Consider the following 12,481-nt stretch of genomic DNA (forward strand, 5'->3'; position numbering starts at 1 on the left):
TAGTTGCCATGGGTTGATTTTTTATGCATATTTTGTGATTAGATTATCATAATCACTATCGCATAACGAAGAGGGATGGGCACGACATGGCAACTGAACAACCGGCGATCACCCGCGCGACATTCGATGAGGTTATTTTGCCAATTTATGCACCGGCGGAATTTATTCCGGTGAAGGGCAAAGGAAGCCGGGTATGGGATCAGCAGGGGAAAGAGTACGTTGATTTCGCCGGGGGTATTGCCGTGACTGCGCTCGGACATTGCCATCCGGCGCTGGTGGCGGCACTCCATGAACAGGGTGAAAAGCTGTGGCATACCAGCAACGTTTTTACCAACGAACCGGCCCTGCGCCTGGGGCGTAAGCTGGTTGATGCGACGTTCGCCGATCGCGTCGTGTTTATGAACTCCGGAACCGAAGCCAACGAAACGGCTTTTAAGCTGGCGCGCCACTATACCGTCACTCGCCATAGTCCGTACAAAACCAAAATTATTGCCTTCCATAACGCATTCCACGGTCGATCGCTGTTTACCGTCTCCGTTGGCGGGCAGCCGAAATATTCCGATGGTTTTGGGCCTAAACCGGCCGATATCGTTCACGTGCCGTTTAACGATTTACACGCGGTGAAAGCCGTGATGGACGATCATACCTGCGCGGTGGTGGTCGAGCCGATTCAGGGAGAAGGCGGCGTGACCGCAGCGACGCCGGAATTTCTGCAAGGCTTGCGCGATCTGTGCGACCAGCATCAGGCTTTGCTGGTCTTTGATGAAGTTCAGTGCGGTATGGGGCGCACGGGCTCGCTGTTTGCTTATATGCACTATGGCGTGACGCCGGATATTCTGACCAGCGCCAAGGCGCTGGGCGGCGGTTTCCCAATCAGCGCGATGCTGACCACCCATGACATCGCCAGCGCGTTCCACGCCGGTTCTCATGGATCGACCTACGGCGGTAACCCACTGGCCTGCGCGGTGGGCGGAGCGGCGTTCGATCTGATTAACACACCGGAAGTGCTGGACGGCGTCACCGCGAAGCGCGAGCTGTTTGTTGAGCACCTTCAGCAAATTGACGCGCGGTTCGATCTGTTCAGCGATATCCGCGGCATGGGGCTGCTTATCGGCGCCGAGCTTAAGCCGCAGTATCACGGGAAGGCGCGCGATTTCCTCTACGCCGCCGCAGAGGCTGGTGTCATGGTGCTCAATGCCGGACCGGACGTGATGCGCTTTGTACCGTCGCTGGTGATTGATGATAGCGATATTGCTGAAGGCATGACGCGCTTTGCCCAGGCTGTTGAGCGGGTGCTCAGCGCTTAGTGGCGCGCAGCCAGATGCCATGATGCGGACGCTGACGCCATGCCACCGATGAAATCGTGTGCATGGTGTTCAGATGCCCGAGGATGCGCTGCAGATGCTGCTCCATTGTACTGAGCGGGCCGCGAGGAACCTCCGCATCCTGCGCCTCCATGATATTCACATCCCCTGCGCTGCCCGGCCCATCGGAATCCAGCCGCTGCTGGCAGCGCTGGAGCGCAATCTCGCAGGACTCCAGATAACGTTGCGCCAGATCTGGCGTGAGCATATTGTGCTCGCGCGCCAGGGTGGTCATGGCGTTGATATGCTCGACAATAAACTGGCTGTGGGTAACCCACAGCTTCATATCTTCCAGATAGTGCGAGTTAAAACCGGGTTCCTGCATTGCCTGATTCAGCGAGTTAAACAGCGCGTTATGCGCCTGGTTGACGCGCATTCGCTGATAGGCCAGCGCCGGGGCCTGATGGTCGTCGCTGAGGATCAGCCTGATAGCATCCTGATCGGCTTCCAGCGCATCGTGGGCATTTTTGCGCAGCAGGCCGCTTTGCCATTGCGGCCATAGCCAGACCATACCCCCGAAGGCGATCAGGCAGCCAATCAGCGTATCAATCAGCCTGGCAACGATAAACTGTTCGCCGTTCAGGGTGAGTAGCTGCAGGGTATACACTGCCGTTACCGTAAATCCGACCATCGCCCAGCCGTAGTTCTTGCGGATAATCAGATAGCTTAACAGCGTGATAAAGAGCATCGCGGTCAGCGTATAGCCTTCAGGGACGTGAAAGTGCAGCGTCAGTCCGGCAATGACCAGCCCGGCAATGGTTCCTGCAGCCCGGTGGACGATGCGTACTCGGGTGGCGCCGTAGCCGTTTTGCGTCACGAACAGAACCGTCATCAGGATCCAGTAGGGTTTTGGCAGGTTTAGCGCGCTGCCCATCAGGCTGGCGACGCTCAGCATCACGCTGATACGCGCCGCATTTCGTAAGGCCGGCGACTTAAGCGACAGATAGTTTTTCAGGGCAGGCAGCAGCGGCAGGCGACGGGTTTTATCCGCCATCAGGTTACGCGCGTACAGCGGCCGCTGGGTGCGCAGAACCCGGGCAATACGGCTGAAATGCCAGGCGCAAAACTGCCCGACCGGGTTATCGGGATGCTGCCAGGCGATTTTTTCCAGCGCACCGATCTGTTTATCCATCTGAAAGCGCTGAGGATAACGATGGTAAAGGAGATCGTCCGCCAGCACCCGCAGGCGGGCGGCAACGGTTTGCGCGTTCCAGCGAATCACCGCTTCCGCATGGCTGCGCTCCACCAGTTTTTGCACCTCTTCCGGCTGATGAAGGCTGACGGAAATATGCTCCTGCAGGTCCAGTCCAACCTGGAATGCGCGCAGCAGGCGTTTATGATCGCTGCGCTGGTTGGCCGCCAACATATGCATCTGCTGATAGCACTGGGTTATCAGATCTACCACCTTTTGCTGTCGATTAAGCAGCGGCGGCAACGATGTTGAGGGGTCCGTATGCTGGGTGAGCAGACTGTATTTGGCCTCGCAATAATTGGCCAGCTCGCGATACAGCAGACTTAAGGATTCGCGCAGCGGCTGTTCGCGCCATAGCCAGAACCAGACCCAGTTAAAAACGCCATACCATAACGTCCCGAGCGCGTAGATCAGCAGCGGCTCCCAGATCGGCATGTTGCCCGCGAGACTGAGCGTAAATATAGCCGCGATAAGCGAGGCGGGCAGCAGCCTTGCGTGCAGAGAGCTGATTTCGGCCGTGACGCCGAGGATGAGCGCCAGACCCGTGAGGATCAGCGGCAAAGGTATTTCTCGCTGCAGAAGGAGTTGAACGATCAGGCTACTGCCGGCAAACAGGCAGCCGCCGATAATCAGGCGTTTAAAGAAACGCTTATGCGGTGTATCCAGCCCGGCAACGTTGCAGCAGGCGGGAACAAGAGAAAACAGCAGCCCCTGCTGTAGATGACCGAACAGAAGCCCTATCGCAACCGGCAGACACAACACCAGCGTTTGCCGCAGTGCATAGTTGACTTCCGGGTGGTAAATCAGCCTGCGCCACATGAGGGGAAAACAAAAACGGCGTATTGTCAGGCAATACGCCGTTTTACCGACTTAACGGGTACCGTAGACGACGATAGTTTTACCGTGTGCCGAGATCAGGTTTTGATCTTCCAGCATTTTCAGGATGCGGCCAACGGTTTCGCGAGAGCATCCGACAATCTGACCGATTTCCTGGCGGGTAATTTTAATTTGCATACCGTCCGGGTGGGTCATCGCATCCGGCTGTTTTGCCAGGTTCAGCAGCGTCTGGGCGATACGGCCAGTCACGTCGAGGAAAGCGAGGTTGCCCACTTTTTCCGACGTAACCTGCAGACGGCGCGCCATCTGCGAAGAGAGACGCATCAGGATATCCGGGTTAACCTGGATCAGCTGACGGAATTTTTTGTAGGAGATTTCGGCCACTTCACATGCGGTTTTCGCACGTACCCAGGCGCTACGCTCCTGACCTTCTTCAAACAGGCCTAATTCACCGATGAAATCGCCCTGGTTGAGGTAAGAGAGGATCATCTCTTTACCTTCTTCATCCTTGATGAGTACAGCCACGGAGCCCTTAACGATGTAGTACAACGTTTCTGCTTTTTCACCCTGGTGGATCAGCGTGCTCTTTGATGGGTACTTATGAATGTGGCAATGAGACAAGAACCATTCAAGGGTAGGGTCTGTTTGCGGTTTGCCAAGCACCATGCGCGGTTATCCTCTGTTATAAGCTATCTCCGGGTGCCGACACTACACGGCATCCGGGCATGCAATCGTATTGAATCCCTATACCTGGGAATCCGGCTGAAAGTGTTCTGCAGCCTGTAATGTGAACTCCTCTGCATACATGCAGTACATCAATGTATTACTGTAGCATCCAGACTGTTTTAGCATAGCTTTCGCCGCATGTCTCCTGGTGTCTCGCTTCAGCATGACCCAGGTCGCCTTCCGTTGCGAGAATTGTTATCTACGCGTAATCTGTCAGGAAAATTACAGCCCTGGAGTTAAATTTATGCAAGCGCGAGTGAAGTGGGTTGAAGGGTTAACCTTCATCGGTGAGTCGGCTTCTGGCCACCAGATTCTGATGGACGGTAATTCCGGGGATAAAGCGCCCAGCCCGATGGAAATGGTGCTGATGGCGGCAGGCGGGTGCAGCGCGATTGACGTGGTTTCCATTTTGCAGAAGGGGCGTCATAACGTCACCAACTGCGAAGTTAAGCTGACCTCGGAGCGTCGCGAAGAGGCGCCGCGTCTGTTTACCCATATCAATCTGCACTTTATCGTGACCGGTAAGGAGTTAAAAGACGCGGCCGTTTCCCGCGCCGTTGACCTGTCGGCGGAAAAATACTGCTCGGTGGCGCTGATGCTTGAGAAGGCGGTAAACATTACTCACTCTTATGAAGTGATCGAAGGATAAACGGAACCGACCCCGGTAGGTTATGTTGCCGCCGGGGCGATCGCAGCTAGCTTATTTTCTTGCCTTCCATCAGCCGTTCAACCAGCGGCGCCATAATCAGCTCCATCGCCAGCCCCATTTTTCCGCCCGGTACCACCAGCGTGTTCATATGTGAGATAAACGAACCCTGAAGCATCGCCAGAAGCCACGGAAAATCGATATTTTTCAGGTTGCGGAAATGAATCACCACGAAGCTTTCATCCAGGGAAGGGATGGCTTTGGCCGCAAAGGGATTGGACGTATCCACCGTGGGGACGCGCTGGAAGTTGAGATGGGTGCGCGAAAACTGCGGGGTGATAAAGTTGATGTAGTCCTCCATCGAGCGGACCACCGAGTCCATCACCGCCTCCCGAGAGTGGCCGCGTTCACTGGTGTCGCGGATAAGCTTCTGGATCCACTCAAGATTAACGATGGGCACCACGCCGACCAGAAGGTCGACATGGTTTGCGACGTTGTGCTGCGGCGTCACGACGCCGCCGTGCAGGCCTTCGTAAAACAGGACGTCAGTCGGCTCGGGCAGCGGCTGCCAGGGCGTGAAGGTCCCCGGAACTTGGTTCCACGGCACGGCTTCGTCATAGGTATGCAAATACTTGCGCGACTGGCCTTTGCCGCTTAGCCCATACTCAGAAAACGTCTGTTCCAGCAGGCCAAAGTCGTTGGCCTCTGGGCCGAAGTAGCTGATATGTTTGCCCTGATCCCGCGCTTTGCGGATCGCCATGTCCATTTCCGGGCGGGTGTAGCGGTGAAAGCTATCCCCTTCGACTTCAGCGGCATGCAGATTCAGCTGGGCGAAGATTTTGCGGAAAGCGAGGCTGGTGGTTGTGGTACCCGCGCCGCTGGAGCCCGTGACGGCAATCACCGGATGTTTGGCAGACATAACAACTCCCTGGATAAACGATAGTGTGTGCCGCCTTAGCCGTGAAACTGCTTGCGGGGCATGATGTTGACCGTCTCGTGCAGCTCTGACCATACCAGCACGGCCTCTCCGCTTTTTAGCTGCTGTTTTACATCAGAGACTTTATCAACCAGCGAACGTTCATGTTCACCATAATCGGTGCCTTCGCGCAAGACAAAACTTTCGATCAGGCTATCCAGCGTTTCGGGAGCGAGCTCTTGCCAGGGTATGATCATAATTTTCCTCCTAACCAGCGGGTTAGCCAATCCGGAATACGTCTTTCAAGCCACATCTCTGGCTTACGCAAGGTACCGCCGACGAACCCAACGTGCCCGCCGTGCTCCGTCAGCTGATACTCGACATTCGCTGGCAATTGTTCCTGCGGCGGTATCGAGTGATGGTCCATAAAAGGGTCGTCTTTTGCGTGAATAATCAGCGTGGGCTTCGTGATATCGCTTAAGCGCGGCATGGCGCTGCACTGGCGATAATAGTCCAGCGCATCGGCAAAACCGTGGATCCTCGCGGTGATGCTGTCGTCAAATTCGCGGATACGGCGCATGCTTTTTAGCTGACGTAAATCGACGGGCAGAGAGCCAGGATAGGCTTTTAGCTTACGTGCGGCGTTGGCTTTTAGCAGATTAAGCAAATAGCGCTGATAAACCCGTGAGAAACCTTTATCCATATGATAGCTACAGGCTTCCAGCATAAACGGAGCCGAGACGATTACCGCGGCATCGACCGGAATGTCGTAGCCTTCTTTTGCCAGCAGGCAGCCCAGCATATTGCCCCCGAGCGAATAACCTACCGCTGCGGTCGGTGCCGAACCGTATTCGCGCTGGAGCCAGCGCAGAAACCAGGAGCCGTCTTCCGTTTCGCCCGAATGGTAGATGCGGTTATTTCGGTTGGGTTCGCCGCTACAGCCGCGAAAATGCATCACCACGCCCAGCCAGCCGCGCTGCATTGCCGCATGGATAAGTCCGTGTGCGTAAGGGCTGTGCAGGCTGCCCTCCAGGCCATGAAATACCACCAGTCTGGGTTTATGGCGTGCCTGAGAAGGATCTTCACTCCAGGCCAGATCGACAAAGTCGCCATCCGGCAGTTCAAGACGCTGCCAGTGGGGAGTGAAACGGAGTTTGCGACGGATTAGCCGCGGCAACATGGTTTGCAAATGACGATTGCCTACGCCGCGCATCGGATGAAACTGCTGCGAGTCGTTTTCCGGGGGCGTCATTTCTGTAGGAGTGATATCAACCATAGCACCAGAGCAATTAATAATCTTTATCCATACTATACCGCGCATGAAGTACGCAGGTTAGCCAATATGTGGTCTTGCGGTTAATCGGTAGGCAGGTTACGTGTAAAAAGCCGCGGAGAGAGAGGTAAACAGGCGGGTTTCCCCGCCTCGCTGTAGCGCATGTTGCCGCTAGCCCTCCTGCAGCATCTGCTCCAGCTGTTCCTGCGCATCCAGCCAGGCCATTTCACACTCTTCGAGGCCGGACTTTGCGCTGGCCTGCTGCTGTAAACATTCGGTAAGCTCTGTTTTACGGCTTTGATCGTACAGGCCGCTGTCGCCGAGCTTCTCTTCCGCCTGCGCCAGCTGGGCGTTGAGCTTCTCCATCTCTTTTTCCAGACGGATAATCTCTTTACGCAGCGGCTGGGTTTGCGTACGCAGCTCGGCTTCGCGGCGTTTCTGATCTTTACGCGCCTGGGCGCTGTTGCCGTTTTCTTTCGGTTCTTCCGATGCCTGGCTTTCCAGCTTTTGCGAGTCGCTCAACCACTGCTGGTAGTCTTCGAGATCGCCGTCGAAAGGTTCGACTTTGCTATCGTGCACCAGATAAAGATCGTCGGTAGTGGAACGAATCAGATGGCGGTCGTGGGAGACCACCACCAGGGCGCCTTCAAAATCAATTAACGCTTCAGTTAGCGCCTGGCGCATGTCGAGATCGAGGTGGTTGGTCGGTTCATCAAGCAGCAGCAGGTTAGGGCGTTGCCAGACGATCAGCGCCAGCACCAGGCGCGCCTTCTCGCCGCCGGAGAAACGCTTTGTCTCTTCGTTGACTTTGTCGCTCTGGAACCCGAAACCGCCCAGATAGTCGCGCAGTTTCTGCTCCAGCTCCTGCGGCGCCAGGCGGGCAAGATGCTGGAGCGGGGATTCGTCCGTGCGCAGGAATTCAAGCTGGTGCTGAGCAAAGTAGCCAAGCTTGATGCCTTTCGCCAGGCCAATTTCACCGCGCAGCGGCTGTAGCTCGCCGGCCAGCAGCTTAATCAGCGTGGATTTACCCGCTCCGTTACGCCCCAGCAGACCGATGCGCGACCCTGGAACCAGATTCAGCTTGATCGAATCGAGAATGACGCGCTCGCCATAGCCGGCGCTGACTTTTTCCATCTTCAGCAGTGGATTGGGCAGGCTTTCCGGCGCACGGAAGCTAAAGTGGAACGGATTATCAACGTGGGCAGGGGCGATGAGCTCCATACGCTCGAGCATTTTGATACGGCTTTGCGCCTGCTTGGCTTTGGTCGCTTTCGCGCGGAAACGATCGATATAGCTCTGCAGATGGGCCACGCGCTGCTGCTGGCTCTCATACATCGCTTGTTGTTGAGAAAGGCGGGTTGCGCGCTGCACTTCGAAAGAGCTGTAGTTGCCGGTGTATTCGAACATCGTTTGCTGTTCGATATGAATAATTTTGTCGACGATTGGGTCAAGGAAGTCGCGATCGTGGGAGATCAGGATCAGCGTGCCGCTGTAGCTTTTAAGCCACTTCTCCAGCCAGATTACCGCGTCGAGGTCGAGGTGGTTAGTCGGTTCATCAAGCAGTAGCAGATCGGAACGGCAAATAAGCGCCTGCGCGAGGTTAAGACGCATGCGCCAGCCGCCGGAAAAGTCGCTCACCGGCCTCTCAAGCTGTTCATTGCTGAAACCGAGGCCGTGCAGCAGGCTGGCCGCGCGGGATCTTATGGTCCAGGCATCGATGGCATCCAGCTTACCGTGGACCGTCGCAATGGCATGTCCGTCATTTCGTTCGTTGGCCGCGTGCAAATCCGCCTCCAGCTTGCGGAATTCGCGATCGCCGTCAATAACATAGTCTATAGCCGGCTGAGGAAGGGCCGGCGTTTCCTGGTTAACCCAGGCCAGCTGCCAGCTACCGGGAAAAGTCATCGAGCCGCCGTCGGCGCTAATCTCGTTTTTCAAAAGCGAAAGCAGCGTGGATTTACCGCAGCCGTTTTTACCCACCAGGCCGACTTTTTGCCCTGGGTTGATGGTGGCGCTGGCGTTGTCCAGCAGGACGCGTACGCCGCGACGAATTTGTAACGAGGAGAAAACAATCATAAGGCGCCGTATGTTCTGACTATGTTAATTTGTCATTATGATAATGTAGTGTGGAGCGAATCGCTCAACCGGGCCGCAATGGTAGCCCAAAATGAAGACGATACACAAAGTCATTCTGGTTGCGTCGGGACGCAGCCGCTGCACAGGCCGCCAGAAGACGTTCGGGAGGGGAATGATGTCTCAGACAGCGAAGGTTTTGCTGCTGTATGCCCACCCAGAATCTCAGGATTCCGTGGCCAACCGGGTTTTGCTTGAACCGGCCTTACAGTTGTCGAATGTTACCGTGCACGATCTTTACGCGCACTATCCGGATTTTTTTATCGATATCGCCCATGAGCAGGATCTCCTGCGCCAGCATGAGGTGATTGTTTTTCAGCATCCGCTTTATACCTGGAGCTGTCCGGCGCTGATGAAAGAGTGGCTGGATAGGGTGCTCAGCCGTGGTTTTGCCAGCGGGGCGGGAGGGAACCAGCTGGCGGGAAAGTACTGGCGTAGCGTGATTACCACCGGGGAGCCGGAGAGCGCCTATCGACGCGATGCCCATCGCTATCCAATAAATGACATTCTTCGCCCTTTCGAACTGACCGCCGGCATGTGCCGCATGCACTGGATAAGCCCGATTATCGTCTACTGGGCGCGGCGGCAATCGCCTGACGATCTGAAAAGCCGCGCTCGTGCCTACCGCGACTGGCTGGCTAATCCTGTAACGGCTGGAGGTACAAATGGCGGGAGCTGATTTACTGCTGGCCGGGGTGTTATTTCTGTTTGCCGCGGTGGTGGCGGTACCGCTGGCGGCGAGGCTGGGTATCGGCGCCGTGCTGGGGTATCTGCTGGCCGGTATCGCCATTGGCCCCTGGGGATTAGGGTTTATCAGCGATGTTGATGAAATCCTTCACTTCTCAGAATTAGGTGTCGTCTTTCTGATGTTTATTATTGGGCTGGAGCTGAATCCGTCCAAGCTCTGGCGGCTAAGAAGCTCAATTTTCGGCGTAGGCGCCGCGCAGGTCGCTTTCAGCGCGCTCATTCTTGGCGGCTTGCTCATGCTTAGCGACTTCTCATGGCGCGCTGCGGTGGTGGGCGGACTTGGGCTGGCGATGTCTTCAACCGCGATGGCGCTGCAGCTGATGCGTGAAAAAGGCATGAGCCGCAGCGAGTCCGGGCAACTGGGATTCTCCGTATTGCTGTTTCAGGATCTGGCCGTTATCCCGGCCCTGGCGGTGGTGCCCCTGCTTGCCGGTTCAGGTGACGACCACTTTAATTGGCTCACCATCGGGATGAAGGTCCTGGCCTTTGGCGGGATGCTGGTTGGCGGCCGTTTTCTGCTGAGGCCGGTATTTCGTTTTATCGCCGGATCCGGCGTGCGGGAGGTCTTCACCGCAGCGACGCTGCTGCTGGTTCTTGCATCGGCTTTATTTATGGATGCGCTCGGTTTGTCGATGGCGCTGGGGACCTTTATCGCCGGCGTTCTGCTGGCCGAGAGTGAGTATCGGCACGAACTGGAAATCGCTATTGAGCCCTTTAAAGGGCTCCTGCTCGGGCTGTTTTTTATTTCCGTTGGCATGGCGCTGAACCTTGGCGTGCTCTATACCCACCTGCTATGGGTAGCGGCCAGCGTCGCAATACTGGTGTCGGTAAAAGGCGTCGTGCTGTATCTCCTTGCGCGGGTGTACGGCCTGCGTAGCGCAGAACGGGTGCAGTTTGCCGGAGTGCTGAGCCAGGGGGGAGAATTCGCTTTTGTGCTGTTCTCATTACCTGCCTCGATGCGCCTTTTTCAGAACGATCAAATGGCTCTACTGCTGGTGACGGTGACATTGTCGATGATGACCACGCCGCTGTTGATGAAGCTAATCGACAAAATACTCTCTCGCCGATTCAATCAATCCGAAGAGGAGGGCGAGGCTCCGTGGGTCGAAGATGATAAACCGCAGGTCATTATCGTTGGTTTTGGGCGCTTTGGTCAGGTGATTGGCCGCCTGCTGATGGCTAACAAAATGCGTATTACGGTGCTGGAGCGCGATATCAGCGCGGTCAATCTGATGCGCCAATATGGCTATAAGGTCTACTTTGGCGATGCGACGCAGCTGGAGCTCCTGCGCTCGGCAGGAGCCGAAGAGGCGCAGTCGATCGTCATTACCTGCAATGAGCCGGAAGATACCATGAAGCTGGTCGAGATGTGTCAACAACACTTTCCACATCTTCATATTCTGGCGCGAGCGCGAGGACGCGTCGAGGCGCATGAACTGCTGCAGGCGGGTGTGGCGCAGTTTTCTCGTGAAACCTTCTCCAGCGCGCTCGAGCTAGGGCGTAAAGCGCTTATCTCGCTAGGCATGCACCCTCATCAGGCGCAGCGCGCGCAGCTGCATTTTCGGCGTCTTGATATGCGAATGTTGCGTGAGTTAATGCCGGTTCATAGTGATACTCTGCAGATATCCCGCGTGCGGGAAGCCAGGCGCGAGCTGGAGGAAATTTTTCAGCGTGAGATGCAAAAAGAGAGCAGACAGTTAGACGGCTGGGATGAATTTGAATAAAGGTAAATGATATGGCTGTGCGTAAACGTTTTATTGCCGGGGCGAAATGCCCGGCGTGCCAGGCTCAGGATTCGCTGGCGATGTGGCGTGAGAATAATGTCGATATAGTTGAGTGCGTTAAGTGTGGACACCAGATGCGAGAGGCGGATAAAGAGGTCCGCGAGCATGTTCGCAAAGAAGAGCAAGTGATAGGCATTTTTCATCCGGACTAGCGTTATCGGGCGGCTTTTTTTAAGCTAAAGGGTACACGGCTGCAGAATTCCGCTACAATCTGCGCCACTATTCTTCCCATGCTCAGGAGATATCATGAAAGTAGCAAAAGACCTGGTGGTCAGCCTGGCCTATCAGGTACGTACAGAAGACGGTGTGTTGGTTGATGAGTCTCCGGTAAGCGCGCCGCTGGACTACCTGCATGGTCACGGTTCCCTGATTTCCGGCCTGGAAAGCGCGCTGGATGGTCACGAAGTGGGCGACAAATTTGACGTAGAAGTCGGCGCTAATGACGCGTACGGCCAGTACGACGAAAACCTGGTACAGCGCGTTCCTAAAGACGTGTTTATGGGCGTTGACGAGCTGCAGGTTGGCATGCGCTTCCTCGCGGAAACCGATCAGGGCCCGGTACCGGTAGAAATCACCGAAGTGGGTGACGAACACGTTGTTGTTGACGGTAACCACATGCTGGCTGGCCAGAATCTGAAGTTCAACGTTGAAGTTGTCGCGCTTCGCGAAGCAACGGCGGAAGAGCTGGAACACGGTCATGTACATGGCGCTCACGGCCACGATCACGGTCACGACCACGATCATGACGGTTGCTGCGGTGGCCACGGTCACGGCCATGACCATGAACATGGCAAAGGCGGCTGCGGCGGTAACGGCGGCTGCGGTTGCCACTAATTCCATCGCGCTAGCGTTCTGGAATAGAA

Annotated in this window: 12 protein-coding genes; 6 read left to right on the forward strand and 6 right to left on the reverse strand. The window is 55.9% G+C overall.

Annotation, left to right across the window (positions count from 1 at the left end):
• Nucleotides 1–86: 86 nt before the first annotated feature.
• Complete coding sequence (gene argD, locus K2184_RS22035) at nucleotides 87–1,307, forward strand: bifunctional acetylornithine/succinyldiaminopimelate transaminase (protein WP_004106406.1); 1,221 nt, start codon at nucleotides 87–89, stop codon at nucleotides 1,305–1,307.
• On the opposite strand, the gene K2184_RS22040 is transcribed toward argD, so the two are convergent.
• Together K2184_RS22040 and crp are read right to left on the reverse strand one after the other, a co-directional pair.
• Nucleotides 1,297–3,375: a YccS/YhfK family putative transporter gene (locus K2184_RS22040; RefSeq protein WP_049127652.1), complete on the reverse strand. Its 2,079-nt coding sequence runs from the start codon at nucleotides 3,373–3,375 to the stop codon at nucleotides 1,297–1,299. The genes argD and K2184_RS22040 overlap by 11 nt on opposite strands.
• 51 nt (nucleotides 3,376–3,426) lie before the next feature.
• Nucleotides 3,427–4,059 (reverse strand): cAMP-activated global transcriptional regulator CRP, encoded by a 633-nt coding sequence (gene crp, locus K2184_RS22045; protein ID WP_000242758.1) that lies wholly within the window; start codon nucleotides 4,057–4,059, stop codon nucleotides 3,427–3,429.
• 304 nt (nucleotides 4,060–4,363) lie between these two features.
• Here crp and K2184_RS22050 point away from each other — a divergent pair, with 304 nt between their 5' ends.
• Nucleotides 4,364–4,768 carry an OsmC family protein gene (locus tag K2184_RS22050; protein WP_004106401.1) on the forward strand — a complete coding sequence of 135 codons (405 nt, stop codon included), beginning with the start codon at nucleotides 4,364–4,366 and terminating at the stop codon, nucleotides 4,766–4,768.
• Between the two features lie 46 nt (nucleotides 4,769–4,814).
• Here K2184_RS22050 and K2184_RS22055 read toward each other — a convergent pair whose 3' ends face one another.
• The 4 genes from K2184_RS22055 to K2184_RS22070 form a co-directional block, all read right to left on the reverse strand.
• On the reverse strand, nucleotides 4,815–5,684 hold the full coding sequence (locus K2184_RS22055; RefSeq protein WP_004106399.1) for a phosphoribulokinase: 870 nt from the start codon (nucleotides 5,682–5,684) through the stop codon (nucleotides 4,815–4,817).
• Nucleotides 5,685–5,719: 35 nt separating this feature from the next.
• Nucleotides 5,720–5,938 (reverse strand): YheU family protein, encoded by a 219-nt coding sequence (locus K2184_RS22060; RefSeq protein WP_004106398.1) that lies wholly within the window; start codon nucleotides 5,936–5,938, stop codon nucleotides 5,720–5,722.
• The gene (locus K2184_RS22065) at nucleotides 5,935–6,933 is read right to left on the reverse strand and encodes a hydrolase (protein WP_163525604.1); all 999 of its coding nucleotides are present in this window, start codon (nucleotides 6,931–6,933) and stop codon (nucleotides 5,935–5,937) included. The genes K2184_RS22060 and K2184_RS22065 overlap by 4 nt, the downstream gene beginning before the upstream one ends.
• Before the next feature lie 192 nt (nucleotides 6,934–7,125).
• Nucleotides 7,126–9,030, reverse strand: coding sequence for an ABC transporter ATP-binding protein (locus K2184_RS22070; RefSeq protein WP_163525595.1), 1,905 nt, complete (start codon nucleotides 9,028–9,030; stop codon nucleotides 7,126–7,128).
• A gap of 172 nt (nucleotides 9,031–9,202) precedes the next feature.
• Between K2184_RS22070 and kefG the strand changes: the two genes are divergently transcribed.
• The 4 genes from kefG to slyD all read left to right on the forward strand — a co-directional run bounded on the left by kefG (nucleotide 9,203) and on the right by slyD (nucleotide 12,452).
• Nucleotides 9,203–9,766: a glutathione-regulated potassium-efflux system ancillary protein KefG gene (gene kefG / locus K2184_RS22075; protein WP_024274771.1), complete on the forward strand. Its 564-nt coding sequence runs from the start codon at nucleotides 9,203–9,205 to the stop codon at nucleotides 9,764–9,766.
• Entirely contained in the window at nucleotides 9,753–11,558 is a 1,806-nt protein-coding gene (kefB, locus tag K2184_RS22080; RefSeq protein ID WP_004115968.1) for a glutathione-regulated potassium-efflux system protein KefB, read from the forward strand. Before kefG ends, kefB begins: the two co-directional genes overlap by 14 nt.
• A gap of 11 nt (nucleotides 11,559–11,569) precedes the next feature.
• Nucleotides 11,570–11,770 carry a YheV family putative zinc ribbon protein gene (locus K2184_RS22085; protein ID WP_004106389.1) on the forward strand — a complete coding sequence of 67 codons (201 nt, stop codon included), beginning with the start codon at nucleotides 11,570–11,572 and terminating at the stop codon, nucleotides 11,768–11,770.
• 94 nt (nucleotides 11,771–11,864) lie between these two features.
• Nucleotides 11,865–12,452, forward strand: coding sequence for a peptidylprolyl isomerase (slyD, locus tag K2184_RS22090; RefSeq protein WP_004106387.1), 588 nt, complete (start codon nucleotides 11,865–11,867; stop codon nucleotides 12,450–12,452).
• The last annotated feature ends 29 nt before the right edge of the window (nucleotides 12,453–12,481 follow it).

Source organism: Klebsiella sp. K5-306, assembly GCF_051835185.1.
GTDB lineage: Bacteria > Pseudomonadota > Gammaproteobacteria > Enterobacterales > Enterobacteriaceae > Klebsiella > Klebsiella oxytoca.